Here is a 25,701-nt window from a genome sequence, read left to right on the forward strand (position 1 = left end):
AGTGGATATTTTTTGCAAATAGGATCGAGTGACTAAAAATTATTTAGTCAGTATTAGTTTTCCTGCTTTGGTTTGGCGCAAATAATAGAACTGCCCTTGGTGATTGATCACCACGACATCATGTTGACCAAGCAGTTGTCCGCTATTAATACAGGATAATTGCAACACCGCAGGAGATGGGGTTGGTGTGCAATTTACGGCTTGATTAGGATAGGTGCCCTTGCGCATAAGAAGTATTCTTTAGAGTATCCAGTTAAGTGATAATCATTATCATCTTCATCTGTGGATGGTTTCAATAACAATCTCTATTACTTTTTATGTTAATTCCTTTATTTTGCTTAGTAATTAATATTTTGGATAGATAGTTTAGAATTGATTTGTAAAAAGGGAGCTTGAGCGGAATGAGGGGGCGTGGACCATTTAATCCAGTGATAGAACAGAGTCAATGTGGCGTGTTAACCCATTCTATCACTGTGTGTTAATTAAAACCGGCTGCTGACAGCAATGGCCAATAAGTTCAATAACTGTTCAGTATCGGCCCAATTCAGGCAAGGGTCGGTAATGGACTGTCCATAGATCAAGGGCTGACCCGCAACAATTTTCTGCGAGCCCTCAATCAGGAAGCTTTCAGCCATCACACCGACAATAGCGCTAGAACCGTTACGGATTTGCTGCCCGATATCAGCGGCAACTTCCAACTGGCGGCGGTGCATTTTCTGACAATTACCATGGCTAAAATCGACCACCAGATGTTCCGGTAAATCGAATTCACGCAGGCTGTCACAGGCTGTGGCAATATCAGATGCACCATAATTAGGCTGCCGACCGCCACGCATAATAATGTGCCCATGCGGGTTGCCGCTGGTTTGGTAAATCGTCATCTGGCCGTTTTTATCCGGGGATAAAAACATATGGCTGGCTTGCGCGGCACGGATAGCATCAATTGCAATGCGGGTATTGCCGTCAGTGCCATTTTTGAAACCCACCGGGCAGGAGAGGGCCGATGCCATTTCTCGATGAATCTGGCTTTCCGTGGTACGTGCGCCAATGGCCCCCCAACTGATCAGGTCGGCAATGTACTGACCTGTCACCATATCAAGGAATTCGGTGGCAGTAGGTAGACCTAACTCATTAACTGCCAATAGCAGTTTGCGCGCCATCTCAATCCCTCGATTGACCTGACATGAGCCATCCAACGCCGGGTCAGAAATTAACCCCTTCCAACCCACGACGGTGCGCGGTTTCTCGAAATAGGTGCGCATGACGACTTCCAGGCGATCCTGATAGCGCTCGCGTAATACATTCAGTCGGGTGGCGTAATCAATGGCGGCATCAAGGTCGTGAATCGAGCAGGGACCGACAACCACTAGCAAGCGGGAGTCTTCGCCGGTGAGGATCTTTTCAATTCGTTTACGTGACGCTGTCACGTTATCGGCAATGCTGGCAGAAATCGGTAATTTTTCCGCCAGTTGTTGTGGCGTGATTAAGCTATCGATGCGCGCAGTCCGCAGTTCATCTGTTTTGTGCATGGAAATTCTCTAAATCTGTTCTTCTCTGCGGCAGGAATACCGGGAAGTGATGGCGATCACAATAAACCAAAACTAAATGAATTCAACCGCCACGGCCTTGATTCATACAATTTGTGATGAAATAAACTGTAAATAATATCTCAGGCAAATATTCCATTAAAACATGCGGCGACTCATGCCTAAAATATCCAGGATTTTGGTGGAGATTTCCTCAACGGAGTAGTTAGTGGAGTTCAGATAGCGAATCTGATTCTTGCGAAATAGCGCTTCTACTTCACCCACCTCTATTCGGCATTGGTGCAGCGAGGCATAACGGCTATTTTCACGTCGTTCTTCACGGATTGCCGCCAGCCGTTCAGGGTTAATTGTCAAACCAAACAGTTTTTGCTGAAAAGGTTTCAGCGCGGCGGGAAGTTGCAAATTGTCCATATCATCGGCGATAAATGGGTAGTTTGCAGCACGAATCCCAAATTGCATGGCTAAATAGAGGCTGGTTGGGGTTTTACCGCAACGGGAAACCCCCAATAGAATCACCTGTGCTTGATCCAGATTACGCAGAGAAATACCGTCATCATGGGCCAGGGCGTAGTCGATAGCCGCAATCCGCGCATCGTATTTGCCCAAATTGCTTTCAGTAAGACCGTGGGTTCGGTTGAGCACCGGTTGTGGGGCAACCCCCAGTTCGCCCTGTAGTGGGGCAACCAGTGCTTGCACAATATCCTGACAAAATCCCTCACTGTGCTGAATGAGTTCACGCACTTCCGCACTGATTATCGAATAGAAAACCAGCGGTCTAACGCCAGTGTCTTGATATATCTGATTAATCTTCTGGCAAACCTCTTGCGCACGCGCAGCACTTTCGACAAACGGCAGCGTAAAGGTAGTGGCTTTAACAGGGAACTGCGACAAAACAGCATGACCGAGTACTTCTGCAGTGATGGCGGTACCATCCGAAATATAAAACACACTTCTCTCCACGCTGACTCCTGAGTATTTTTCTGGTCGGATTGACCACACTGATAAATGAGCATCTGGTGACAAGTTTAGCCTAATCAGTGTGCCTGATTCGGCCTATCGGTAAAGCGTTTGCTGTCAGAATCGCCTGAAAATAACTTTTCTTGTTGGGTTGATCGATTCACCTGTCCATGGACTATGGATCATTGTGCTAGTCTGAAATAGCTGATTCGTCAGCCGTGATACCTCCGTCTGTACCCTACTGACCGTCCATAATTAATAGACAATGTAAAAAGGATTGTTTCGATGTCCAACAATGGCCTAAATCTGTGCAATGTGCTTTGGTACAATCAGCTTGGCATGAACGATGTTGAGCGGGTAGGCGGCAAGAATGCCTCCCTGGGTGAAATGATAACCAATCTTTCAGACCTGGGTGTTTCGGTACCTAATGGTTTTGCTACCACAGCTCAAGCATTTAACGAATTTCTGGAGCAAAGCGGTGTTAACCAACGCATTTATCAATTGTTGGATCAGACCAATGTTGATGATATTGCGGCATTAGCCAAAGCGGGCGCGCAGATTCGTCAATGGGTGGTTGAGACGCCGTTCCATCCCGAGTTTGAACAGGCTATTCATGAAGCCTACCAACAATTAGCTGACGGTGAGCCTGAGGCTTCTTTTGCTGTGCGCTCATCGGCTACTGCCGAAGATATGCCAGATGCCTCCTTTGCCGGCCAGCAGGAAACCTTCTTGAATGTGCAGGGGATTGATGCGGTGATGGTTGCTATCAAGCACGTATTTGCCTCACTGTTCAATGATCGCGCTATTTCCTATCGTGTGCATCAAGGCTACGACCACCGTGGGGTGGCGCTATCTGCTGGTGTACAACGGATGGTGCGCTCTGATCTCGCCTCGGCGGGCGTGATGTTTACTATTGATACTGAATCAGGCTTCGATCAGGTGGTTTTTATCACCGCAGCTTATGGTTTAGGCGAAATGGTGGTGCAAGGGGCGGTGAACCCGGATGAGTTTTATGTCCATAAGCCAACATTGCGTAATGGCAAACCCGCGATAGTACGCCGCACTATGGGTTCGAAAAAAATTCGCATGATCTATGCCGAAAGCCAGGAACATGGCAAACAGGTACAGATTGAAGATGTGCCAGAAGTACAACGCAATCGTTTCGCTCTCAGTGATGAAGAGGTACAAGCGCTGGCGCATCAGGCACTATCAATCGAAAAGCATTATGGCCGCCCGATGGACATTGAGTGGGCCAAAGATGGCCATACCGGTAAGCTGTTTATCGTGCAAGCTCGCCCAGAAACAGTACGTTCCAACGAGCAAGTTATGGAGCGTTATCTGTTGAATGCCCAAAGTGAGGTGCTGGTGGAGGGGCGCGCCATTGGTCATCGTATTGGTGCGGGGCCGGTTAAGGTGATTAATGATATCAGCGAGATGGACCGTATTCAGGCGGGTGATGTACTGGTAACAGACATGACGGACCCTGACTGGGAACCGATCATGAAAAAAGCATCAGCGATTGTGACCAACCGTGGCGGGCGTACCTGCCATGCGGCAATCATCGCTCGTGAGCTGGGGATCCCAGCCGTTGTGGGTTGTGGTAATGCCACTGATATTCTGAGAGAAGGGCAGAAGGTTACGGTTTCTTGCGCCGAAGGGGATGCGGGCTATGTTTATCAAGAGTTGCTCGATTTCTCGATTCAGAGCTCACAAGTTACTGAACTGCCTGATTTGCCGTTGAAAATAATGATGAATGTTGGCAATCCAGACCGAGCCTTCGACTTTGCCCGTCTCCCAAATGACGGCGTTGGCTTGGCGCGTCTGGAATTTATCATCAACCGCATGATTGGTGTGCATCCTAAAGCATTGCTGGAATTCGATAGCCAGGAGCCTGCAATTCAGGCAGAAATCAAAGCCTTGATGAAGGGTTATGACGATCCGGTCGAGTTTTACGTTGGTCGCTTGACCGAAGGGATCTCTACCTTGGGTGCCGCTTTCTGGCCGAAACGTGTGATTGTGCGCTTGTCGGATTTTAAATCTAACGAATACGCCAATCTGGTTGGCGGAGAAGCTTATGAGCCACATGAAGAGAATCCGATGTTAGGTTTCCGTGGGGCGGGGCGTTATGTCGCAGACAGCTTCCGTGATTGTTTCGCACTGGAGTGTGAGGCGGTTAAGCGGGTGCGGAATGTGATGGGGTTGACTAACGTCGAAGTCATGGTGCCTTTCGTACGTACAGTGGCTCAGGCAGAGGCGGTGGTGGCAGAACTGGCAAGACAAGGACTGAAACGTGGTGAGAATGGCCTGAAGCTTATTATGATGTGCGAAATCCCGTCCAATGCATTGCTGGCGGATCAATTCCTTGAGCATTTTGATGGCTTCTCTATCGGCTCCAATGATATGACTCAGTTAACATTGGGGCTGGATCGCGACTCCGGTGTGGTTTCTGAACTGTTTGATGAGCGCAATGAAGCCGTTAAGGCGTTGCTGTCGATGGCCATTCAGGCGGCGAAACGTCAAGGCAAGTATGTGGGGATTTGTGGTCAGGGTCCGTCAGACCATGAGGATTTTGCTTTATGGCTGATGGATCAGGGGATTGACAGTTTGTCCCTTAACCCAGACACCGTAGTACAAACGTGGGTCAGTTTGGCGCAACATACTAAGCATTGATTGGACTCGGGTTATACCGATAGAGAGACATTTAATTATCCGCAGCTTAGGTTGCGGATTTTTTGCAATAATAAGTAAAAAAAAAGCCCGTCTAAGATGACAGGCAAAGACTACACACAGCAATACGTGTATTCGATTACAGATATTTAAATAAGTCATTTGAAGATGAATTATTTAAATGCCTTGGGGAAAGCACTTTCTAATAATAATATTAAGTAAATTCCGTGGCTTAGTCATTAAGAATCTTCTGAATATAATAGGTTAAATAAATGTTTTTATAGGATTAATTTCATATGGTTATTAATAATCATTCTATTTAATAACTAATGAAATACAGGTTGAGAATAGAAATAGAGGAATTAAAACGGTTGTTCTTAATTGTTAATAGCGAATGTCGCTGGATAATAGGGGTTCGGCAGCATAACTACCAAACCCCCGGTAAGAGCTAAAGCTCTTCTAAATGCTTGGCAACTTCCTTCATACTCTCTTCAGGTTCCGGCGCTTCATTGACCCAGGCAGAAGTCAGGCGGTAGGAGATGGCTAACACCACCGGCCCAATAAACAAGCCAATCATGCCGAATGACAACAAGCCACCAATCACCCCGGACAGGATGAGAATCATCGGCATATCAGCTTCCATACGGATAAGGTAGGGGCGTAAAACGTTATCCATGGTACCAACGATACAGCTCCAAACCAGCAGTGCCGTGCCCCAGGTGGTATCACCGGTCCAATACAACCAGATAATTGCCGGGACCAGTATCAACAGTGGCCCAAGCTGAGCTACGCAGCAGATAAACATTAATACGGTAAACAGTGTGGCGTATTGAATGCCCGCAATCGCCAGCCCAATCCCGCCCAGCACTGCTTGTACCAGTGCGGTGACCACGACCCCCAATGCGACGGCCCGGATAGCTTTAGCGGCCAGCACCACGACGGCATCACCACGTTTATCGGCAGCGCGCACCGCAAAATGGCGGATACCCAGCCCGACTTGCTCACCATGGAAATAGAGTAAAACACTGAACAGCACCATCAGCGCCAGATGAATCAAAAAATAACCTACATGGGCGGCTTGAGCTACCAGCCAGGTCGCGGCCGCACCAATATAGGGTTGAACTTTGGCGATCATCGCATTGCCACCACCGGCAACCAATGTATGCCAACTACTATAGAGTTTGTTCCCCACCATTGGGATCGATTGCAACCAGGTCATATCCGGCATGCGCACATTAGACGGGCTGGATGCCCACTGGATAAGCGGGCCGCTGTTTTCCACCAGGCTGCTGACCAGTAGGGCTATCGGGATGACAAACAACAACACCAGCAGCAGAGTCATGACAATAGCAGCCAGCCAGCGCTTACCCCAAAGTAGCCTTTGCAGCCTAATCAACAGTGGCCAGGTCGCAATGACTACCATGCCCGCCCAGGCAAAACCCATAATAAAAGGCTGTACCACCCAGAAACTGGCGATAATCATTATCATAATGAATATCACCCCAAACATCAGTTTAGGTAAATCGAAACGGCGCTGCTGCGGGTAATTCATCAATGGGTTCTCACATCGAAAGTCATGGCAAGGTGGCCATCGCACTGTTTTTTAGGCACTCATTAGATTTTGAACTAATTAAGCATCTGTACTAATCATGGTGTATTTTTTAATGTTTTAACAGACAACGCCGGATTTTACTGCTGTGATTTGTTAAAAAATAGCATTAGCTTGGACATAACAAAAACACCGACCGCAACCAAGGTGCTGAAACAATGTTCTTTCGGCGTGGTGCGACTATTATTTATACAATATATAATTTTGATACTTAATGATTTATTGCCGCATTTATCCTCGGCAGATACGCATCACTTTCTCATCATTCTGAATTGACATAAATTATTCGACAAAGAGGATTGCTAGCAGATAATCTCTTGGCGGAACCACAAACATACCTATTAGATAGGGTCACACTAATGATCCCACAGATTTCTCAGGCACCGGGTGTCATCCAGTTGGTGCTAGATTTTTTGGATGCTTTGAAGCAAAACGGATTCACCGGCGATACCGCCACTAATTATGCCGATCGCCTGACTATGGCGACGGACAACAGTATTTACCAACTGCTACCCGACGCCGTGGTTTTTCCTCGTTCGACTGCAGATGTTGCCTTGATTGGCCGTCTGGCTGGCCTGGAGAGTTTTAAATCCCTGGTATTTACGCCTCGCGGCGGCGGGACCGGCACCAATGGCCAGGCACTGAACAGTGGCATTGTGGTGGATATGTCGCGCCATATGAACCGTATTCTGGAGATTAATCCCGAACAGGGTTGGGTGCGGGTTGAAGCGGGGGTGATTAAAGATCAGCTCAATCAATATCTGCGGCCATTCGGCTACTTCTTTTCGCCCGAGTTATCGACCAGTAACCGCGCCACATTGGGTGGAATGATCAATACCGATGCCTCTGGGCAGGGGTCGCTAGTGTATGGCAAAACGTCCGACCATGTGTTGGGGCTACGTGCCATATTGCTGGGTGGAACCCTGCTCGATACCCGCGCCATGCCGACGGCATTGGCACAAACGATTGCGCAGGAGGACTCTGTAACCGGCCGTATTTATCATACGGTGCTGCATCACTGCCGTGAGCAGCGCGCGCTGATTCTGGAGAAATTCCCCCAATTAAACCGTTTCCTGACCGGATATGATTTACGCCACGTGTTTAGTGATGACCTGCAAACCTTTGACCTGACCCGAATTTTAACCGGTGCAGAGGGCACGCTGGCCTTCATTACTGAAGCGACACTGGATATAACACCGCTGCCTAAAGTTCGCCGTCTGGTGAATGTAAAGTATGACTCCTTCGATTCCGCTCTGCGTAATGCCCCGTTTATGGTGGAAGCCAAAGCACTGTCAGTGGAAACTGTGGACTCTAAAGTTCTTAATCTGGCCAAAGAAGATATTGTCTGGCACTCAGTAAAAGAGCTGATTACCGATATCCCTGATAAAGAGATGCTGGGGTTGAATATCGTTGAGTTTGCCGGTGATGATAAGGCACTGATCGATAGTCAAATGGAGGCACTTTGTCAGCGCTTGGATGACCTGATGTCTGCTCAGCAAGGCGGCGTTATTGGTTACCAGATTTGCAGTGAGTTAGCGGGTATTGAGCGCATCTATGGTATGCGCAAAAAAGCGGTTGGTTTGTTAGGCAACAGTAAAGGCCAGGCTAAGCCCATTCCGTTTGCGGAAGATACCTGTGTGCCACCACAACATTTGGCCGATTATATTGTCGAGTTCCGCCAACTGCTTGATAGCCACAATTTGAGCTACGGCATGTTTGGTCACGTGGATGCGGGGGTATTACATGTACGCCCAGCGCTGGATATGTGCGATCCACAGCAAGAAATGCTGATGAAACAGATATCTGACCAAGTGGTGCAACTGACGGCGCGCTATGGCGGCTTGCTATGGGGCGAGCACGGTAAGGGTTTCCGTGCAGAATACAGCCCTGACTTCTTTGGTGAAGTGCTTTACCACGAGGTGCGGCGCATTAAATCCGTTTTCGACCCGGATAATCGCTTAAATCCGGGGAAAATATGCTCACCGTTGGGCAGTGATGCGCCAATGATGAAAGTGGATACCTCAGCTAAACGCGGTACCTTGGACCGGCGTATTCCGTTAGCAGTAAGAACCTCATTCCGTGGTGCGATGGAATGTAATGGTAACGGTCTGTGCTTTAACTTTGATACACGTAGCCCGATGTGCCCGTCGATGAAGATTACCGGTGACCGTATTTATTCACCAAAAGGCCGGGCAACGCTGGTGCGAGAATGGTTACGGCTGCTATCTGAGCAAGGGGTTGACCCCATTGCACTAGAGAAAGGGCTGGCGACCAAACGCCCCAGCCTGCGTGGTTTGATTGAGAAAACCCGTAATACCTGGGCTGCCAGTCAGGGGGATTATGATTTCTCTCATGAAGTCAAAGAGGCGATGTCAGGTTGTCTGGCATGCAAAGCTTGCTCGACGCAGTGCCCGATAAAAATTGATGTACCGGGCTTCCGTTCCCGCTTCCTACAGTTGTATCACACCCGTTATCACCGTCCACTGCGTGACTATGTGGTGGCTGGAGTAGAGAGTTATGCGCCGTTAATGGCCAAAACCCCAAAAGTGTTTAACTTTTTCCTCAAACAGCCGTGGGTCAGGGAGCTAAGCCGGAAAAGTATTGGTATGGTGGACTTACCGATGCTTTCTAGCCCAACGTTGAAGCAATCATTATCCGGCCATTATGCCAGTACTATGACCCTTGAGCAGTTGGAGAAACTGTCTGAGTCAGAACGCCACCAGCATGTGCTGATCGTGCAGGATCCCTTCACCAGTTACTACGACGCTCAGGTGGTGGCGGATTTTGTTCACTTGGTCGAAAAACTGGGCTTCAATCCCGTGCTGTTGCCATTCTCACCCAACGGTAAAGCGCAGCACATTAAAGGTTTCCTGCAACGTTTTGCTAAAACGGCCCGTAAGACGGCAGATTTTCTTAATCGCATTTCGTTACTGGGGATACCAATGGTTGGGGTTGATCCGGCGCTGGTTCTTTGTTATCGCGATGAATATAAAGAGATTCTTGGTGATGCGCGCGGTGACTTTACGGTGCAATTGGTGCACGAGTGGCTACAGATGGCCCTGGCTGACCTGCCAGAGCAGCAGATGAGTGGCGAATCCTGGTACCTGTTTGGGCATTGCACCGAAACCACGGCACTACCTGCCAGCAGCCAGCACTGGGCAGCAATATTCTCCCGTTATGGTGCCAAACTGGAAAACGTCAGTGTCGGGTGTTGTGGCATGGCCGGAACTTATGGTCATGAAGCGAGGAACATCGATAACTCGTTGGGTATTTACGCGTTATCCTGGCAACAGGCGTTACAAAAGTTACCGGGTAAACGCTGTTTAGCCACAGGTTACTCTTGCCGGAGTCAGGTTAAACGTATTGAAGGCAATGGACTGAGACATCCGTTACAAGCTTTGCTTGAGCTGGTTTAACCTACGAGCTGACTATGCTATTTACTTCGTGCTACTTGCCGCCGCCTCGCAGAGGCAAAGCCCAAGGATGGGCTGAGTAATCAGAACAGCTATTGCTGCTGTAATTTCAACAACCAAGGGGAAAAGATGCTGTGGAAACGCACCGCAACGCTGGAACAGTTAAACCAGCAATGCCAGGGCTGTATGGTTGGGCATTTGGGCATTGAGTTTACCCGCCTCTCTGATAACGAAATAGAAGCCACGATGCCAGTAGACCAGCGGACGACTCAACCTTTCGGTTTACTTCATGGTGGTGCGTCGGTGGTGCTGGCGGAGTCGCTCGGTTCGATGGCCGGATATCTGTGTACCACCGAAGGCCAGCAAGTCGTGGGGTTGGAGATTAATGCTAACCACCTGAAAGCAGTACGTTCCGGGAAAGTTCGGGGTTGCTGTCGGGCCATTCATATCGGCCGCAGCCATCAGGTGTGGCAGATTGAGGTGTTTGATGAAGAAGACCATCTGTGTTGTACCTCGCGTTTAACCGTAGCCGTGTTGTCCCGATAAGGTCATTCCCCCACCAAATTACACGTGATTACCTGACTCAGGGCCACCAATGGCCCTGAGTGACGTCAGCAGCTCATGGCACTTGCTGCGGCTCCCTTCAGACAGTTTCATTTAGCCGATAAATGCGGCGAATCTCTATGATAGGTTTCCCCTGTGAGGGTTTTCAGCTAAAGTTAAAATAGAAATAGGTATTTTTTATGAATGTTTTAAATACTCAGCGGCTGACTGCGATTAGCCCTTAATATAGTAAGGGATTCGAGCGTCACCGAGGAATTTATTCATTTATTTCAGGGTGATAAAAGTGCACTTTTTCCTCCAGACCTCTTCGGCCATCGCAGCATGCTTACTCGTTGCCGCCTCATTCGAGGTTCAAACGGCACTTTTCTTAATATCCCTGCAAAACAAACGGTTGAAGTGATAATTATTATCACTACCATTGTAAATAATCTGTGTTGATTCTCCAATAATCAGCCAGCAAATTGTTAACCTGAAAAGATCAACCTAATGGGTGATTGCGAAATATAAGGTAGGGCATATGCAACAGGAATCAGTCGGGACATTTTCACTCGACGAGAATGTCTGGCAGGGCGTGACGATAACAGAGAGCGCTGCCGCACAAATTACACGACTCATGCAGCAAGATCCGCAAATTAAAGGATTGCAGCTTGGCGTGAAACAATCCGGTTGTGCGGGGTTTGCTTATGTAATGGATATGGCTAAAGAGCCCGCCAGCGACGCTCTGGTTTTCGAACAGGGCAGTGCCAAACTCTACGTACCGTTAAAAGCGATGCCGTTTATCGATGGCACCGAGGTGGATTATGTCCGCGAAGGGCTAAACCAGATTTTTAAATTTAATAATCCTAAAGCTCAGCATTCCTGCGGGTGTGGCGAGAGTTTTGGCGTTTGAGCGATGTAAACGAAATGACACGAAGCAATGTAGAGGTTCCAGATGATGTGCAGGCTTGGGTCAGCGATGGTCGTTACAAAGAAGGCTTTTTTACCCAGCTTGCGACTGATCAGTTAGCGAAAGGCCTTAGTGAAGATGTCATTCGCGCCATTTCAGCGAAACGTAATGAGCCTGAATGGATGCTGGAGTTTCGTCTTGGTGCTTATCGCAGTTGGCTCGAAATGGAAGAGCCTCACTGGCTGAAAGCCAATTATAAAAGTCTGGATTATCAGGACTACAGTTATTACTCCGCGCCGTCCTGTGGCAGTTGTGATGACAGTTGTGATTCGCAACCCGGTGCAGTGCAGCAATCGTCTGCGGACAGTGCGGCACCACGTGATCTGTCTGAACAGGCGATGAATGAGTACCTCACCGCAGAGGTTGAATCTGCCTTTGCTCAGCTAGGGGTTCCGGTGCGCGAAGGGGCCGAAGTAGCAGTAGACGCTATTTTTGACTCAGTTTCGGTTGCGACCACCTACCGTGGGAAATTAGCCGAACAAGGGATTATTTTCTGCTCATTTAGCGAAGCTATTCAGGAATACCCGGATTTGGTACGTAAATATCTGGGGTCGGTGGTACCGGCTAAAGATAACTTTTTTGCCGCGCTAAATGCGGCGGTGGCTTCTGATGGCACTTTTGTTTATGTGCCAAAAGGTGTGCGCTGTCCGATGGAGTTATCCACCTATTTCCGTATTAATGCGGCTAAAACAGGGCAGTTTGAACGCACCATTCTGATTGCTGACGAAGACAGTTATGTCAGCTATATCGAAGGGTGCTCAGCGCCAGTGCGAGACAGCTACCAGCTACACGCTGCGGTCGTTGAAGTCATTTTGCACAAAAATGCTGAAGTGAAATATTCAACGGTGCAGAACTGGTTCGCCGGTGCTGATAGCACTGGCGGTATTCTTAACTTCGTGACCAAACGTGCGTTGTGTGAAGGTGCGGGTTCAAAAATGTCATGGACTCAATCTGAGACTGGCTCCGCTATTACTTGGAAATATCCAAGCGTTATTTTACAGGGTGATAACTCAATCGGTGAGTTCTTCTCGGTGGCACTAACGAATGGCCACCAGCAAGCCGATACCGGTACCAAGATGATTCATATTGGCAAAAACACCAAATCAACAATTATTGCCAAAGGGATCTCTGCTGGGCATAGCCAGAACACCTACCGTGGTTTGGTGAAAATCCTGCCCGGTGCGGATAACGCACGTAACTTCACGCAATGTGATTCGATGTTGATTGGGCCGGACTCCGGTGCGCATACCTTCCCGTATGTGGAAGTGCGCAATAACTCAGCCCAATTGGAACACGAAGCGACAACATCAAAAATTGGCGATGACCAACTGTTTTATTGCTTGCAGCGTGGTATCAGTGAAGATGATGCCATCTCAATGATTGTTAACGGATTCTGTAAAGATGTGTTCTCCGAACTGCCGCTGGAGTTTGCCGTCGAAGCACAGAAACTGTTAGCCATCAGTCTGGAACACAGTGTCGGTTAAGTGTGAGTTGAAACACGCATTCGCAGAGTTTTGCGCTCTGGCGCACCAAGGAACCCTATGTTAAGCATTAAGAATTTAAAAGTCAGTGTTGAAGGTAATGAAATCCTCAAAGGTTTGGATCTGGAGATCAAACCCGGTGAAGTGCACGCCATCATGGGGCCAAACGGCTCAGGGAAAAGTACATTATCTGCCGCGTTGGCGGGGCGTGAAGAGTATGAGGTGACCGAGGGGCATATAACCTTTAAAGGGAAAGACCTGCTGGAGTTGGACCCAGAGGATCGCGCGGGTGAAGGCGTATTTTTGGCTTTTCAGTACCCAGTGGAAATTCCGGGTGTCAGTAACCATTTCTTCTTGCAAACTGCCGTCAATGCGGTGCGTAAATATCGCCAGCAAGAGCCATTGGACCGTTTTGATTTCGCTGATTTCATTGAAGAAAAAATTGAGTTACTGAAAATGCCGGCTGACTTGCTGACCCGTTCGGTTAATGTGGGCTTCTCCGGCGGCGAAAAGAAACGTAACGATATTCTGCAAATGGCGGCACTGGAACCCTCGTTATGTATTCTGGATGAAACCGACTCTGGGCTGGATATTGATGCGCTGAAAATTGTCGCTAACGGGGTTAACTCGCTACGTAACGAAAACCGTGCATTTATTATTGTGACTCACTATCAGCGTATCCTTGATTATGTAAAACCCGACTTTGTGCATGTGCTGTATCAGGGGCGGATCATTAAGTCAGGTGATTTCACATTGGTAAAACAGTTGGAGGAGCAAGGCTATGGCTGGCTTACCGACCAACAGTAAAATGCTGGAACAGCAGCATCTGCAACAAAAACAGCGCAGTGATGCACTGAAACAATTCGGTCAACTGTTTAATCTGCGCCAGCATGGCCATTCAACACAGGCCAGTGCGCACTGGCAACAGGTGTTACAGTTGGGTTTCCCGAGCTTTAAACATGAAGACTGGAAATACACGCCACTGGAACGTTTGCTGGTCAATAATTTCAGTTTCGCCAGCCCTGCGCAGGTGACGGCTAGCCAACGCGATGAACTGTCGTTGGTGCAAGATGCTCATCGTTTAGTCTTTATTGATGGCCGATATGCACCTGAACTCAGTGATATTGAGTGTGGCCCTTATCAACTGACCAACCTGAGTGGAAATACGCAGTTTCCTCCGGCGATCCAGTCTGAGGTGTTTTTGCATCTGACGGAAAGTCTGGCGCAGGAAAGTCTGCATATCCGATTGCCGGTGGGGAAACACAGTGAGAAGCCGCTCTATCTGCTGCATATCAGCTCAGGCAATGATTCTGACGTTGTGAATACCAGTCACTACCGACACCATCTGGTGATTGAAGCTAATGCACAGGCTGAAGTGATTGAACATTTCGTCAGTCTGAGTGAGCAGCCTCACTTTACCGGCGCACGGCTTACCATTGAGGTAGGTGATAATGCTGAACTACGCCATTGTAAGTTGGCATTTGAAACCCCTCACAGCTATCACTTTGCCCATAATGATCTGGTATTAAGTCGTGATGCGCGGGCGCGTAGTTATAGTTTCCTGCTGGGTGCCGGGTTGACCCGTCATAATACCAGCGCCCAGCTGAACGGCGAAGGTGCTACGTTATCCATTAATAGCTTGCTGCTCCCGATAGGGCGCGAAATCTGCGATACCCGCAGCTATCTGGAGCACAACAAAGGTTATTGTGAAAGCCGCCAGTTACACAAAACCATTGTGCGTGAACGGGGTAAAGCTATCTTTAACGGCATGATTAAAGTGGCTCAACATGCATTAAAAACTGACGGCCAGATGACCAACAATAATTTACTGTTGAGTAAATTGGCTGAAGTTGATACCAAGCCACAGTTAGAGATTTATGCTGATGATGTGAAATGCAGTCATGGTGCGACGGTTGGGCGCATTGATGCGGAACAGCTTTTTTATCTGCAATCGCGCGGGATTAATCAGGCTGATGCGCAACAGATGATTATTTTTGCCTTTGCAGCCGAATTGACGGAAGCCATTCACAGCGATGCCATTCGCAAAGTGGTGCTGGCGCGGATTGCTGAGCGCTTAGCCGGAGAATCGCTATGAGTTTCCCTATCGAACAGGTCAGAGCTGACTTTCCACTGCTGAGCCGTCAGGTTAACGGCCAGCCGCTGGCCTATCTGGACAGCGCCGCCAGCGCACAGAAGCCACAAGTGGTCATCGACAGGGAGCTTAACTTTTATCGTGAGGGTTATGCCGCAGTCCATCGTGGTATCCATACCCTAAGTAGCGAAGCGACCCAACAGATGGAAGCGGTGCGCAGCCAGGTTGCGGGTTTTATTAATGCCGCCTCGGCTGAAGAGATTGTTTTCGTTAAAGGGACTACCGAGGCCATCAACCTGGTGGCTAACAGTTATGGCCGTCATTTCCTGAGCGCCGGTGACAGCATCATCATCACTGAGATGGAGCATCACGCCAATATTGTGCCGTGGCAGATGTTAGCAACTGACTTGGGTGTTGAAATTCGTATCTGGCCGCTGACGGCGACCGGGGAACTTGAGTTGGCGGCATTGGCGGGCTTGATTGATGATACCACCCGGTTGTTGGCGATTACTCAGGTTTCCAATGTATTGGGGACCGTGAATCCCATACAGCAGATTGTTGCTCAGGCTAAAGCTGCTGGTCTGGTGGTGCTGGTGGATGGTGCGCAGGCTATCATGCATCAATCGATAGATGTGCAGGCATTGGATTGTGATTTTTATGTCTTCTCCGGCCATAAACTTTATGGGCCGTCAGGCATTGGTATTTTATACGGCAAGAGTGAACTGCTACAACACATGCCGCCATGGGAAGGGGGCGGTTCGATGATCAAAACCGTTAGCCTGACGCAAGGTACCACTTTTGCTGATGCGCCATGGCGTTTCGAGGCTGGTTCACCCAATACCGCAGGCATTATGGGGCTGGGTGCGGCAATCAGTTATGTTACTGATGTTGGACTTGCGCAGATCCAGCACTATGAGCAGTCGCTGATGCAGTATGCCTTGGAGCAACTGGGTCAGGTAAACAGCCTGACACTTTATGGCCCGCAAGCCCGTGCCGGGGTTATCGCGTTTAATTTAGGGGTGCACCACGCGTATGATGTTGGCAGTTTCCTTGACCAATACGGTATCGCGATTCGTACTGGTCATCATTGTGCCATGCCTCTGATGGCGTTCTACCAGGTTCCGAGTATGTGTCGTGCCTCATTAGCACTTTATAATACCCGTGAGGAAGTAGATCGCTTGGTGGCAGGGCTACAGCGCATTGAAAAATTGCTAGGTTGAGTGCTATTAATAAGCGCCGTACCTAAAATCAACTACTACCACATTATTGATGCCGCAGGATGAAGCTCATTAATGCCAATGAGCTTACGCGTTCGTGTAATTTGGCGGGGCAGTGGGGCCTTAATCTCCTGCGGCATCAAGTACAAAGGGTATCAGGAAGCACGCTATGGCTGTTTTGCCAGATAAAGATAAATTGATTCGTAACTTTTCCCGTTGTTTGAATTGGGAAGAAAAGTATCTGTATGTGATCGAGTTGGGTGGGCAGTTGGCAGCGTTAACGGAACAGCAGCGCCAGCCGGAGAATCTTATTTCCGGTTGCCAAAGCCAAGTGTGGATTGCCATGACAACCTCTGATGAGGGCCAGGTGGTTTTTGCCGGTGACAGTGATGCGGCTATCGTTAAAGGGTTGGTCGCGGTGGTGTTTATCCTTTATCAAGGTTTAACGCCACAACAGATAATCGAATTGGATGTTCGGCCATTTTTTGCCGACTTAGCCCTGAGTCAGCACCTGACACCATCGCGTTCGCAAGGTCTGGAAGCGATGATCCGTGCTATTCGTATTAAAGCGGCAAGTTTAAAAACTCACTAATTCATGCCAACATTTTGTGCTTTATTCCTCGGCGGTTGACCATTTTTGCGTCATGGGTCACAGTCTTAAAATGGTGGAATTTCAGCAGGTTAAATCGGCTTTCTTGCTGGATAAAGCATAATAAATTACTTTGTAACACCTTGATTTCTAGAGATATAAATTGCCTTTATAATAATGGCTGTTACTATATGTTGGCCTTATAATTGGCTGCTAGAATTAACGTAGATATACCCGTCATCTTTCAAACTGCTGGTGTGTTGGCTGCTCTCATCCCCCCGAATCACTTACTTGCGTAAGCTCAGCGGGATTCATTTGTTTGCCGCCTTCCTGCAACTTGAAATCTATCGGGTATAGCCGTGTAAACCGAATTTGAAGAAGTGATGTAGGAACTAAGCATGAAACGTGCATTAACTTTGATTGGTATGTTATTCGCAACTTGTATGGCGGGAAGTATCACCGCTGCCAATGCGACCGAGTATCCTCTGCCGCCAGCCAATAGCCGTCTGATTGGTGAAAATACTACCTATACCGTTCCAAACGATGGCCGTCCGCTTGAGGCTATTGCTGCCGATTATAAAATCGGTTTGCTGGGGATGCTCGAAGCCAACCCAGGTGCTGACCCGTATTTGCCGTTACCGGGTTCAGTATTAACTATCCCGACCCAGATGTTGCTGCCTGATACCCCACGTGAAGGTATCGTCATCAACCTGGCTGAGCTGCGTCTTTATTACTACCCTAAAGGCCAGAACAAGGTCATCGTATATCCTATCGGTATCGGCCAGTTAGGGCGTAATACTCCGACGATGACGACGTCTGTTAGCCAGAAGATCCCGAATCCGACTTGGACACCGACTGCGAACATCCGTAAGCACTACCTGGCACAAGGCGTTACCTTGCCATCAGTTGTTCCAGCAGGGCCGGAAAACCCAATGGGCCTGTTTGCTATGCGTCTGTCAGCCGGCGGCGGTGAGTACTTGATCCACGGTACTAATGCCAACTTTGGTATCGGTATGCGTGTCAGCTCCGGGTGTATCCGTTTACGTCCTGATGATATCAAGGCACTGTTCAGCTCAGTACCTAAAGGTACTCGCGTACAGATAGTCAACGAACCGGTTAAATATTCCGTAGAACCTGATGGTAAACGTTATGTGGAAGTTCATCAGCCGTTGTCCCGTGTAGACAGTGATGACCCACAAACGATGCCAATTGCGATTAGCAGCAGCCTACTGAAGTTTATGAGTGACAGCCAGACTGATGCTCAAGTGGTCCAGGATGCGATTGTACGCCGCGCTGGCATGCCCGTCATCGTAACAGTAGGTGAGACTGCCCCTGTAGAGGCTCCGGCCGCTGTAGCGCCTCAGGGCGAGCAACAGGCACAACCGCAGACAGAAGAGCAGCAACCGGCTGATGAAGCCGCACCTAAGCTGGTTCAGCCAGGTCCGGTCTACTCCGCCGCTAATTAAGTTTTAGATGCACCTTTGCCATGGCAACTTATCCGTCGTGGCAAAGCGTGTAGCAGTAACCGCAGGATGACATGGTGAGTCAGTAGCAAAGGAAGGTCGATATCAAGGAAGGTAACGTCAGGGATTCATTTTAGCGGGGTAAAAAAATGGCGCACAATGTGCGCCATTTTTCATTTTCAGGAAGTAATATTACTTCTTGTAAGCGTGAGCTTGGTTGTCCAGACGTTGGTTAGCACGTGCTGCATCGTCTTTAGCTGCTTGAACGTCAGAACGGATTGCGTTCACGTCGTTGCTCAGTTGGTCAACTTTAGCGTTCAGAGTTTGAACGTCAGAAGACAGTTGGTCGATTTTAGCATTGCTTGAACAACCAGCCAGCATAGTTGAAGCCAGGATTACCGCGCCCAGTACAAGTTTAGTACGATTCATTATTAACACCCTCTAGATTAAGTTAATCTCCATGTAGCGTTACAAGTATTACACAAAGTTTTTTCGAAAGAGAATAAATTTTTAGTGTTAGAGGGGTTTATTTTGATCGTTCGCTCAAAGAAGCACCTTGTTTTAAAAAAAAGTTAAAAAAACGAGGCAAAACAGCCGGATTCTATGGGATAAGTCTTATTTGAAAAAATGGCTTTAACGCAGTTGGGATAAAGCAGATTTTTCAGAAAGTTTATTTGGATGGTTTAAAAAAGGAAACGCCGCTATTGAAAGCGGCGTTTTTAATTATCATCCGAGAGGACGTGTTGGGATTATAACACGTGCACCGAAGCAGTATTGGTGGTGCCACTTGCTACCAGAGCACCAGAAACCATAACCACAACTTCGCCTTTCTGTGCCAGACCGCTGGCCAAAGCAGCTTCCTTACCGATGCGGTAGAAATCATCAGTTGAAGCAATCTTATCGACCAGTTGAGTCACCACGCCTTTAGTCAGAATAAGCTGACGTGCGGTGGTTTCATTGGTGGTCAATGCCAGAATGGTGGCGGTAGGGAAGTATTTACGCACTGATTTTGCTGATTTACCGCCACCAGTGGCAACGATAATCAGTTTTGCTTCCAGCTTTTCTGCTGTTTCTACCGCGCCACGGCAAACGGCTTCGGTGATTCGCATTTTACGATTATCATTCAGCGTATCAATGCGGCTAGGCATAATTCGGTCTGTACGCTCACAGATGGTCGCCATGATGGTGACAGACTCTAATGGGTACTTACCCTTGGCGCTTTCACCCGACAGCATCACGGCGTCTGTACCATCCAGAATGGCGTTAGCAACGTCGCCAGCTTCTGCACGGGTAGGGCGTGGGTTTTTGATCATTGAATCGAGCATTTGCGTTGCAGTGATAACAACTTTGCGAGCGCGGTTACATTTCTCAATCATCATCTTCTGCGCGAAGATAACTTCTTCAACCGGGATCTCAACACCCAGGTCACCACGGGCAACCATGATACCGTCAGATGCTTCCAGGATTTCGTCGAAGTTATTCAGACCTTCCTGGTTTTCGATTTTAGAGATGATTTGGATATGCTCGCCACCGTGCGCTTTCAGGTGTTCGCGAATTTCCAGCACGTCTGAACGTTTACGGATAAACGAGGCTGCAACGAAGTCCACACCTTGCTCACAACCAAAGATCAGGTCAGCTTTATCTTTTTCAGCCAATGCAGGTAGCTGGATAGAAACGCCTGGCAGGTTAACGCCTTTGTTTTCACCCAGGTCACCGTTGTTCAGTACTTTACATACCACGGTACTTTCAGTGACTTCAGTCACTTCCATGCCGATCAGACCATCGTCAACCAGCACGGTATTACCAATTTTCAGGTCAGCAGCAAAACCGGGATAAGTCACAGCAACGATGTTGTCGTTACCGATAACACTTTGATCCGTGGTAAAGGTGAAAGTTTGACCGGCAACCAGGGCTGCATCTTTGCCGCCTTCCAGTTTCATGGTACGGATTTCAGGGCCTTTGGTGTCCAGCAGGATGCCAGCTTTGTGGCCGGTTTTTGCCATGACAGCACGAATATTCTTGATACGTTGACCATGTTCTTCATAGTCACCATGAGAAAAGTTCAAACGCATAACGTTCATGCCGGCATCAAGCAGTTTTGTCAGCATTTCTTCAGATTCGGTTTTGGGACCGATAGTACAAACAATTTTAGTCTTTTTGTCGTTCATGTTCATGAGGATTTTTCTACAAGTTGTGATGGATTAAAAACGAAAGTTCCGTTAATGAGATCAACGGAGTGGGATCTGATTAGTGTCTGGTGTAGCGAAACGTTACAAAGAAGCAAAACATTACTAAGGATAGATGACAGTTGCGGAAGTTGAGCGGAAAACTTTAGCACGAGGCTAACCGCATGATCGGTATACGATGGCGTAAATGTGAGTTGTATTTTTTTAGCGTATCGGCAGATCAAGATGCTGAAACCATTCAACTGAAACGACGGTTCGTATTATAAGCGGTAACTAACGGGAAATGAAATAGAAAACAGAAACTCATTGCCGTTTTTTATAAAAAGGGGGAATTAGTCGCGCAAGTATTGCGAATATTTCTTATTTTGTTGCGCAACTGGTGTGATGTTTAACATTTTTAGCCAATCCAGGGTTGAAAAACAAGCAGGAGGTGGCAGGGCGATTGGTTGATATTTATTGCTTTATCTCGGTTATATATTGCAGGGAATAGGGGGTAAAAGAGTATTGGGAAGATTAAGAAAACAGAGAGTAAACTGCAAATGCAGAGTGGTGCGTTCTAATGGACTCGAACCATCGACCCCCACCATGTCAAGGTGGTGCTCTAACCAACTGAGCTAAGAACGCATCTAAAGATGATAAACCTGTTGCCAGAGTGGTGCGTCCGAATGGACTCGAACCATCGACCCCCACCATGTCAAGGTGGTGCTCTAACCAACTGAGCTACGGACGCACGTTACCCTACTGACTTGACGCTACAGTGTTACCAACTGCAACGACTACTACCTTAGCGACTGAACTAACAAAATATTTAACGCTATCTACCTGCAATAAATTTGGTGCGTCCGAATGGACTCGAACCATCGACCCCCACCATGTCAAGGTGGTGCTCTAACCAACTGAGCTACGGACGCATCCTCTTTTATTACTCACCATCAATGCTGACAGCGGGGACGAATATTAACGAGCTGCCCGTCTGCTGGCAAGGGGAAAAACACAATATTCACCGCAAACTCACGTAATTGCTGCGCTTTTGCCCATTGCGCTGTTTTTTTCTCCACCTCGGTGTTTTACGCAGTCGCGACTTGCCAATATGAATTCTGGCTGTCACGCCAGAGACTATCGGTACTAATGCGCCGCCTTTTGCAGGATAAATGCTGCTGGCTGTTTTTGTAACCAGCGGATGCGCAGTGCCATTAAAATCGCCGCAGAAGTTAAGCCAATAACGAACCCAATCCAGAAACCACTTGGCCCCATGGCGGGCACGATATAATCGGTCAGCCCCAGCACGTAACCACTCGGTAACCCCAGTAACCAATAGGCAGTAAAGGTAATAAAGAAGATCGAACGTGTATCCTTATAACCACGTAGCACACCGCTACCGATTACTTGAATCGCATCCGATAGCTGGTAAATAGCGGCCAGCAACATCAAGTGCGAGGCCATCATTACCACTGCCGGTGTTTTGTTGTACAGCAAGGCAATGTGCTCGCGGAAAATAACGGTAAATACCGCAGTGACACAGGCCAGCATTAAACCCACGGCAATACTGGTATAAGCGGCCACTCTCGCTTGTTCTACCGAGCCTTGACCGAGGCGGAAACCAACACGAATGGTGGCTGCTACGCTCAGCGACATCGGTAACATAAACATTAATGAACTAAAGTTGAGCGCAATTTGGTGCCCGGCAACAGCGACAATGCCCAGGGGTGAAACCAGTAAGGCGACAACCGCGAACAGCGTCACTTCAAAGAAGAGTGCCAGAGCAACCGGCAGGCCTAGGCCACCCAAGCGTTTCATTACTTGCCAGTCCGGTGCGGCGAACCCTTTCTCCAGTTTGATATCTTGCTGTGAACGAGCGCGGGTGACATACCAGCGCATCATCAGGAACATCACCCAGTAGACTGTGCCTGTTGCCACCCCGCACCCGACGCCACCCAATGCCGGAGCACCGAATTTCCCGTAGATGAAAATATAGTTAACCGGAATATTCACGAGCAAACCAATAAAGCCGATAACCATCCCCGGCTTGGTTTTGGATAATCCTTCACATTGATTACGTAGCACCTGGAAGAAGAGATAGCCCGGCGCACCCCACATAATGGCATGCAGGAAGCCCACGGCTTTATCTGCTAGCACGGGGTCAATATTATGCATTTGCATAATAACGTGGTCGCTATTATATAGAACAAACATAATTAGCAGTGAAACGCAAAACGCCAGCCAAAACCCTTGCCTGACTTGATGGGCAATTTGATTGCGACGCCCGGAACCGTTGAGCTGTGCAACTGTCGGGGTTAGTGCCAACAACAAACCATGGCCAAATAAAATAGCCGGTAACCAGATAGAAGTACCTACCGCCACGGCAGCCATATCAGTAGCACTGACAGAACCGGCCATAATGGTGTCAACCACGCCCATGGCGGTTTGAGATAATTGCGCGATGACAACGGGAATAGCGAGAGCCAATAAGCTACGCGCTTCGACGATATACTTCTGCACGTATGCACCTTTCTCTACCCGTCGCCCTTCAATATACAGGGGTGTTGGCTGCCCTTGCTCACTCCAGACACTTAGTTATCTAAGCTCCTGGAGGTTCACGCGGTTGCCGCCTACCTGTATCTCGAAGTAACTTGGGTATAACCTAGTTATGATTTCAATAACGACTATTTATCGCGCCATGGGCGATAAATAAAATAGCGGAAAAACAATGAAGGATTGTACCTGCTCATCGCGCTTAAGCAATCTTTGTTGCTAATTATCAGCTAAATACCTCTTATCTGTTTTTTTAGTGTAAGTGGTTTGGTTTTCCTTATCTTCTGAGGCAAAATCAAGGCAAAGAAACTTTCTTTCTATAGATAAGAGGCATGGCGTATGTTTACCGGTATTGTTCAAGGCACCGCGCCGGTGGTTGCCATCGAAGAAAAATCAAATTTCCGCACCCATGTAGTAGACATGCCAGCGGAGATGTTGCCTGAATTAGCGTTAGGCGCTTCTGTTGCCCACAATGGTTGCTGTCTGACAGTCACCGCCGTTGAGGGTAATCGGGTTAGCTTTGATTTAATGAAGGAGACACTGCGTATTACCAATTTGGGCGATATTAAGGTTGGTGATACCGTTAATTTGGAACGTGCGGCTAAATTCAGCGATGAAATCGGTGGGCATCTCATGTCCGGCCATATTATTTGTACTGCTGAGATTGCCAAGATATACACATCAGAAAATAATCGTCAGATCTGGTTTCGTATGCCCAGCTTTGATTTAATGAAGTATGTGTTACACAAAGGTTTTATCGGTATTGATGGTATCAGCCTAACTATTGGTGAGGTTGTGGGGAACCGCTTCTGTGTACATCTGATACCAGAAACATTGTCGCGGACCACATTAGGTAAAAAGCGTTTGGGACATCGGGTAAATATCGAGATCGATCCACAAACCCAGGCGGTGGTGGACACGGTTGAGCGGGTATTGGCTCAGCGGGAAACTGTACTCGCTACGCCGGTAGTTGATAAGGCCACTCGCGGATAAATGTGGGCTTAACGTAAATAGGATAGGACAGGCAGTCCACCTGTCCTCTTTTAAGTATTAACGCGGCACGCGAATCCCACCCTCGACCCCGTTAGGGCTGAATAATACTTGCCACAGTTGGATGTCTCTGGCGCGGAAAGCACCCGCACAGGCATTGAGATAATAGCTAAACATCCGCTCAAATCGCGACGAGTAATTCGCAGCCAGGCTCGGCCACGCGGCTTGAAAACGTTCATACCACGCCATCAGGGTGCGATCATAATCAGCGCCAAAATTGTGCCAATCTTCCATAATAAAATAAGGCTCACTGGCGTTAGCAATATGTTTTACTGACGGCAGGCAGCCATTAGGGAAGATATATTTATTAATCCACGGATCGATACTCAGATCAGTACGATTAGCACCGATAGTGTGCAGTAAGAACAAGCCATCTGGCTTCAAATTGCGGTTTACCACATCAAAATAGGTGTGATAGTTCTTTGGCCCGACATGCTCGAACATACCGACAGAAACGATACGATCGAACTGTTCGTTCAGATCACGATAGTCTTGCAATAAAATAGTGACGTCTAAACCTTCACAGCGTTTTTGTGCCAGTTTTTGTTGTTCAGCCGAAATGGTCACACCGGAAACGGCGACGCCGTAATGCCGGGCAGCATAGGCTGCGAGGCCTCCCCAGCCACAACCGATATCGAGCAATGTCATGCCCGGAGCCAATTGAAGTTTTTCGCAGATCATCCGCAGTTTATTTTCCTGCGCTTGCTCAAGGGTCGTGGCATCTTTCCAGTAAGCGCATGAGTATTGCATATTCGAATCGAGCATTAGGCTAAACAGATCATTACCCAGATCGTAATGTTCTTTGCCAACAATCCAGGCTCTTTTCTTTGATTGCAAATTAATAATACGCGCAGCAGCAATGCGTAAAGTATCTTTGAGATGGTGTGGAAGTTGATTTTCCAGGCCAGCCCTGAGAACCCGTTGGAAAAAGATATCCAAGCGGTCACATTCCCACCAGCCGTCCATATAACTCTCACCTAATGCCAAAGATCCTTCTTGAAGTATTCGTTTGAAAAAGTCTGGGTTATTGATTCGAATGTCGAAAGGGCGTGAGCCATTGATTTCAATATCAGCCCGATTCAGCATTTCTTGTACAATGCGAAACCAAGGGGTTTCTTGAATACTCTGGTCTTCTATACAGGATGAACTCATAGCTTCTCCATCACTTTCTTCTGACTTATGACCCGCGATATATGCAGATTCATACCAATAAGGTTGTCGTGACCTTGGTGTCTAATATCCATAACGGACAGAGGAAGATTAAGAAGAAACCCTAATAAAGATTGATTTAGGGTAACTCATCCATAAGCGTAAATGTGACGCAATCCACGCGCACAGAAAGTACTTAAGATAATGCTTTTTTTTAATGATATCGTAATTGGTTAAAT

The 25,701-nt window shown here is 48.0% G+C and carries 19 protein-coding genes, 3 tRNA genes and 1 other RNA gene; 11 read left to right on the forward strand and 12 right to left on the reverse strand.

What is annotated here, in order from left to right; all coding sequences use genetic code 11:
* Window positions 1-39: 39 nt before the first annotated feature.
* From hemP to ppsR, 3 genes are all read right to left on the reverse strand, one after another.
* Window positions 40-228, reverse strand: coding sequence for a hemin uptake protein HemP (gene hemP / locus ACWJJO_RS10610; RefSeq protein ID WP_083158714.1), 189 nt, complete (start codon window positions 226-228; stop codon window positions 40-42).
* Between the two features lie 254 nt (window positions 229-482).
* Window positions 483-1,529 carry a 3-deoxy-7-phosphoheptulonate synthase gene (locus ACWJJO_RS10615; RefSeq protein ID WP_083158715.1) on the reverse strand — a complete coding sequence of 349 codons (1,047 nt, stop codon included), beginning with the start codon at window positions 1,527-1,529 and terminating at the stop codon, window positions 483-485.
* A gap of 156 nt (window positions 1,530-1,685) precedes the next feature.
* Window positions 1,686-2,507 carry a posphoenolpyruvate synthetase regulatory kinase/phosphorylase PpsR gene (ppsR, locus tag ACWJJO_RS10620; protein WP_083158716.1) on the reverse strand — a complete coding sequence of 274 codons (822 nt, stop codon included), beginning with the start codon at window positions 2,505-2,507 and terminating at the stop codon, window positions 1,686-1,688.
* Window positions 2,508-2,789: 282 nt separating this feature from the next.
* Here ppsR and ppsA point away from each other — a divergent pair, with 282 nt between their 5' ends.
* Window positions 2,790-5,174 carry a phosphoenolpyruvate synthase gene (gene ppsA, locus ACWJJO_RS10625; RefSeq protein WP_481091007.1) on the forward strand — a complete coding sequence of 795 codons (2,385 nt, stop codon included), beginning with the start codon at window positions 2,790-2,792 and terminating at the stop codon, window positions 5,172-5,174.
* 75 nt (window positions 5,175-5,249) lie between these two features.
* On the opposite strand, the gene rprA is transcribed toward ppsA, so the two are convergent.
* Both rprA and ydiK read right to left on the reverse strand, forming a co-directional pair.
* Window positions 5,250-5,354, reverse strand: an RNA gene (gene rprA / locus ACWJJO_RS10630) — antisense sRNA RprA.
* 265 nt (window positions 5,355-5,619) lie between these two features.
* Window positions 5,620-6,723, reverse strand: a complete 1,104-nt coding sequence (gene ydiK, locus ACWJJO_RS10635; protein ID WP_083158718.1) for an AI-2E family transporter YdiK — start codon at window positions 6,721-6,723, stop codon at window positions 5,620-5,622.
* A 416-nt stretch (window positions 6,724-7,139) separates the two neighbouring features.
* Between ydiK and ydiJ the strand changes: the two genes are divergently transcribed.
* The 9 genes from ydiJ to ACWJJO_RS10680 all read left to right on the forward strand — a co-directional run bounded on the left by ydiJ (window position 7,140) and on the right by ACWJJO_RS10680 (window position 18,548).
* Complete coding sequence (gene ydiJ / locus ACWJJO_RS10640; protein WP_481091008.1) at window positions 7,140-10,196, forward strand: D-2-hydroxyglutarate dehydrogenase YdiJ; 3,057 nt, start codon at window positions 7,140-7,142, stop codon at window positions 10,194-10,196.
* A 126-nt stretch (window positions 10,197-10,322) separates the two neighbouring features.
* Window positions 10,323-10,739, forward strand: coding sequence for a hotdog fold thioesterase (locus ACWJJO_RS10645; RefSeq protein ID WP_083158721.1), 417 nt, complete (start codon window positions 10,323-10,325; stop codon window positions 10,737-10,739).
* A 535-nt stretch (window positions 10,740-11,274) separates the two neighbouring features.
* Entirely contained in the window at window positions 11,275-11,646 is a 372-nt protein-coding gene (gene sufA / locus ACWJJO_RS10650; RefSeq protein ID WP_083158723.1) for a Fe-S cluster assembly scaffold SufA, read from the forward strand.
* Between the two features lie 14 nt (window positions 11,647-11,660).
* Window positions 11,661-13,187 carry a Fe-S cluster assembly protein SufB gene (gene sufB / locus ACWJJO_RS10655; RefSeq protein WP_372559127.1) on the forward strand — a complete coding sequence of 509 codons (1,527 nt, stop codon included), beginning with the start codon at window positions 11,661-11,663 and terminating at the stop codon, window positions 13,185-13,187.
* A 57-nt stretch (window positions 13,188-13,244) separates the two neighbouring features.
* Entirely contained in the window at window positions 13,245-13,991 is a 747-nt protein-coding gene (sufC, locus tag ACWJJO_RS10660; RefSeq protein ID WP_083158725.1) for a Fe-S cluster assembly ATPase SufC, read from the forward strand.
* On the forward strand, window positions 13,966-15,279 hold the full coding sequence (gene sufD, locus ACWJJO_RS10665) for a Fe-S cluster assembly protein SufD (RefSeq protein ID WP_083158726.1): 1,314 nt from the start codon (window positions 13,966-13,968) through the stop codon (window positions 15,277-15,279). The genes sufC and sufD overlap by 26 nt, the downstream gene beginning before the upstream one ends.
* Window positions 15,276-16,496, forward strand: coding sequence for a cysteine desulfurase SufS (gene sufS, locus ACWJJO_RS10670; protein WP_420073173.1), 1,221 nt, complete (start codon window positions 15,276-15,278; stop codon window positions 16,494-16,496). Before sufD ends, sufS begins: the two co-directional genes overlap by 4 nt.
* Before the next feature lie 166 nt (window positions 16,497-16,662).
* Window positions 16,663-17,085: a cysteine desulfuration protein SufE gene (sufE, locus tag ACWJJO_RS10675; RefSeq protein WP_083158728.1), complete on the forward strand. Its 423-nt coding sequence runs from the start codon at window positions 16,663-16,665 to the stop codon at window positions 17,083-17,085.
* A 395-nt stretch (window positions 17,086-17,480) separates the two neighbouring features.
* Entirely contained in the window at window positions 17,481-18,548 is a 1,068-nt protein-coding gene (locus ACWJJO_RS10680) for a L,D-transpeptidase family protein (RefSeq protein WP_083158729.1), read from the forward strand.
* 189 nt (window positions 18,549-18,737) lie between these two features.
* Here ACWJJO_RS10680 and ACWJJO_RS10685 read toward each other — a convergent pair whose 3' ends face one another.
* The 6 genes from ACWJJO_RS10685 to ACWJJO_RS10710 all read right to left on the reverse strand — a co-directional run bounded on the left by ACWJJO_RS10685 (window position 18,738) and on the right by ACWJJO_RS10710 (window position 23,230).
* Window positions 18,738-18,974, reverse strand: a complete 237-nt coding sequence (locus ACWJJO_RS10685; RefSeq protein ID WP_005165631.1) for a major outer membrane lipoprotein — start codon at window positions 18,972-18,974, stop codon at window positions 18,738-18,740.
* Between the two features lie 320 nt (window positions 18,975-19,294).
* Window positions 19,295-20,713 (reverse strand): pyruvate kinase PykF, encoded by a 1,419-nt coding sequence (gene pykF, locus ACWJJO_RS10690; RefSeq protein WP_372569885.1) that lies wholly within the window; start codon window positions 20,711-20,713, stop codon window positions 19,295-19,297.
* 565 nt (window positions 20,714-21,278) lie between these two features.
* Window positions 21,279-21,355 (reverse strand) — tRNA-Val (locus tag ACWJJO_RS10695).
* 29 nt (window positions 21,356-21,384) lie between these two features.
* Window positions 21,385-21,461: transfer RNA gene (locus tag ACWJJO_RS10700), tRNA-Val, on the reverse strand.
* A 104-nt stretch (window positions 21,462-21,565) separates the two neighbouring features.
* Window positions 21,566-21,642 (reverse strand) — tRNA-Val (locus ACWJJO_RS10705).
* Between the two features lie 214 nt (window positions 21,643-21,856).
* A complete protein-coding gene (locus ACWJJO_RS10710) occupies window positions 21,857-23,230 on the reverse strand; it encodes an MATE family efflux transporter (RefSeq protein WP_083158730.1) in 1,374 nt (457 codons plus the stop codon).
* A 372-nt stretch (window positions 23,231-23,602) separates the two neighbouring features.
* On the opposite strand from ACWJJO_RS10710, the gene ACWJJO_RS10715 reads away from it, so the two are divergent.
* A complete protein-coding gene (locus ACWJJO_RS10715) occupies window positions 23,603-24,256 on the forward strand; it encodes a riboflavin synthase subunit alpha (protein WP_083158731.1) in 654 nt (217 codons plus the stop codon).
* 57 nt (window positions 24,257-24,313) lie between these two features.
* Here ACWJJO_RS10715 and cfa read toward each other — a convergent pair whose 3' ends face one another.
* Window positions 24,314-25,465: a cyclopropane fatty acyl phospholipid synthase gene (gene cfa, locus ACWJJO_RS10720; RefSeq protein ID WP_083158732.1), complete on the reverse strand. Its 1,152-nt coding sequence runs from the start codon at window positions 25,463-25,465 to the stop codon at window positions 24,314-24,316.
* Window positions 25,466-25,701 lie beyond the last annotated feature (236 nt).

It is taken from the genome of Yersinia antarctica (assembly GCF_056636475.1).

Bases quoted from the DNA above. Each gene is read 5' to 3' on its own strand.
- ACWJJO_RS10680 (WP_083158729.1), top strand. From the start codon at position 17,481: ATGAAACGTGCATTAACTTTGATTGGTATGTTATTCGCAACTTGTATG.
- sufC (WP_083158725.1), top strand. From the start codon at position 13,245: ATGTTAAGCATTAAGAATTTAAAAGTCAGTGTTGAAGGTAATGAAATC.
- sufE (WP_083158728.1), top strand. From the start codon at position 16,663: ATGGCTGTTTTGCCAGATAAAGATAAATTGATTCGTAACTTTTCCCGT.
- ACWJJO_RS10685 (WP_005165631.1), bottom strand. From the start codon at position 18,974: ATGAATCGTACTAAACTTGTACTGGGCGCGGTAATCCTGGCTTCAACT.
- pykF (WP_372569885.1), bottom strand. From the start codon at position 20,713: ATGAACGACAAAAAGACTAAAATTGTTTGTACTATCGGTCCCAAAACC.
- ACWJJO_RS10615 (WP_083158715.1), bottom strand. From the start codon at position 1,529: ATGCACAAAACAGATGAACTGCGGACTGCGCGCATCGATAGCTTAATC.
- ydiJ (WP_481091008.1), top strand. From the start codon at position 7,140: ATGATCCCACAGATTTCTCAGGCACCGGGTGTCATCCAGTTGGTGCTA.
- ppsA (WP_481091007.1), top strand. From the start codon at position 2,790: ATGTCCAACAATGGCCTAAATCTGTGCAATGTGCTTTGGTACAATCAG.
- sufA (WP_083158723.1), top strand. From the start codon at position 11,275: ATGCAACAGGAATCAGTCGGGACATTTTCACTCGACGAGAATGTCTGG.
- ydiK (WP_083158718.1), bottom strand. From the start codon at position 6,723: ATGAATTACCCGCAGCAGCGCCGTTTCGATTTACCTAAACTGATGTTT.
- hemP (WP_083158714.1), bottom strand. From the start codon at position 228: ATGCGCAAGGGCACCTATCCTAATCAAGCCGTAAATTGCACACCAACC.
- sufB (WP_372559127.1), top strand. From the start codon at position 11,661: ATGACACGAAGCAATGTAGAGGTTCCAGATGATGTGCAGGCTTGGGTC.
- ACWJJO_RS10715 (WP_083158731.1), top strand. From the start codon at position 23,603: ATGTTTACCGGTATTGTTCAAGGCACCGCGCCGGTGGTTGCCATCGAA.
- sufD (WP_083158726.1), top strand. From the start codon at position 13,966: ATGGCTGGCTTACCGACCAACAGTAAAATGCTGGAACAGCAGCATCTG.
- sufS (WP_420073173.1), top strand. From the start codon at position 15,276: ATGAGTTTCCCTATCGAACAGGTCAGAGCTGACTTTCCACTGCTGAGC.
- cfa (WP_083158732.1), bottom strand. From the start codon at position 25,465: ATGAGTTCATCCTGTATAGAAGACCAGAGTATTCAAGAAACCCCTTGG.
- ACWJJO_RS10645 (WP_083158721.1), top strand. From the start codon at position 10,323: ATGCTGTGGAAACGCACCGCAACGCTGGAACAGTTAAACCAGCAATGC.